General features: G+C 69.5%; 1 protein-coding gene. It reads right to left on the bottom strand.

From position 1 onward, the window contains the following. Positions 1–315: 315 nt before the first annotated feature. The gene (locus ACFFF6_RS19895; RefSeq protein WP_446680635.1) at positions 316–1,422 is read right to left on the bottom strand and encodes an IS110 family RNA-guided transposase; all 1,107 of its coding nucleotides are present in this window, start codon (positions 1,420–1,422) and stop codon (positions 316–318) included. Positions 1,423–1,542 lie beyond the last annotated feature (120 nt).

Here is a 1,542-nt window from a genome sequence, read left to right on the forward strand (position 1 = left end):
CACTGATATGTGGGGTTTCCCTGTCAAGTGGGCAGGGTGAAGCGGGGCATCCGTCCGTCGACGGGTGCCCCGCTTCGTCGTCCCTGCGGCAGGGGCAGGGGTCCTGGGTGCGGGCGTGTCGTTATCGACGCGTGGTCAGTCTGATATCCGCGGGTTGGTCACCGCATGTCGCTGTTCCGGCGTGAGGAGCGATGCTGGTCTGAGGTCGAGCGTGGCCACGACGATGCCGTGACTGCTCACAGTGCATACGCTGATCTCCTCGGCGCGCTGCACGCTGCCCGGACCCCGGGCCGGGCCCGAGGGGCGAGTTCGGGGTCAGTCGTCCATCGTGGCCACCGACCAGCACCAGCCCGCGAGCTCGCGGGCGATCGCCGTGTTCGCGACCGTGTGCTTCTTCTTGTGGTCATCCAGCACCAGCCACCGGCGGTGCAGGCGCCGGTTCCCGGCATCGGCGCGCGCGACCACCGCGGCCGGCGCCATGGCCCACCGGTCCCGCATGATCTTCCCCGGCCGGTAGGCGGACTTGTGGTGCCAGGCCGCCTCGATCAACAGCCTCCGCGCGTGCGCGTTACCGGTCTTGGTGATCCTGCCCTGGGAACGAGACTCGCCGGAGGAGTTCTCCGAGGGGACCAGCCCGAGATACGCCGCGATGGTCCGCCCGGTGAAGCGGTGCCAGTCGCCGATCTCCACCGCCAGGGAGAACGCGGTCAGGGTGGAGATCCCGCGCAGGCATGCGATCCGCCGCGTGACCGGGGTCCATTCGGAGTCCTCGGCCAGCGCGAGGATCTGCGCGTCCAGCCGGTCCCGGCGGGCCAGGGCATGCTCGACGGCATCGTGGTAGTCATCGAACACAACCCGGGAGACCACGCCGAACAGGTCCACGTCCTGCCAGGCCATCTGCCGCATCCACGCCTCGTGCTTGCGGGTCCAGGCCTCGCCGTCGGTGTAGTGGTGGCCGTGGCGCAGCAGGTACTTCCCCAGCCGGTGCCGGGCGGTCATCAGGTCCCGCCGCGCGTCGTCGCGGGCACGGACGAGATCGCGGACGACTTCCCGGGACCGTTCCGGGATCGCGACCGGCGTGATCGAGTCGTTGCGGGCCAGACGCGCCAGCAGCAGCGCGTCGTTCTTGTCGGTCTTGACCTTCTCACCCGGTGGGCGCAGCAGCTTCGACGGCGCGGCGACCTGGACCGTGTGCCCGGCCTCGATCAGCGCCCTGGCGAGCTCGAACCCCGTCGGGCCGGCTTCGTAGGTGATCCGGACCGTGCCGTGCCCGGCCGCGATCTCCGCGGCATAGTCACAGATCAGCGACGTGTCCGCGGGAACCGTCTGGTGGATGATCTCGCCTGTGGCCGTGTCCAGCGCGCAGGCCTTCACAGTGCGGGCATGGACATCCAGACCCACGCTAGTACGCTCGGTAAACACCGGGGCCTCCTCTGCATGTCGGCACCCCGACCCCTGTCCGGTCCGGGTGATCCACGAACTCTGCACGGTGAGGCCCCGGCCCACAAGACCACCGCAACCCACCACCCTCATAGGGTCTGA

The sequence above is a fragment of the Brachybacterium hainanense genome (assembly GCF_042434575.1).
GTDB lineage: Bacteria > Actinomycetota > Actinomycetes > Actinomycetales > Dermabacteraceae > Brachybacterium > Brachybacterium hainanense.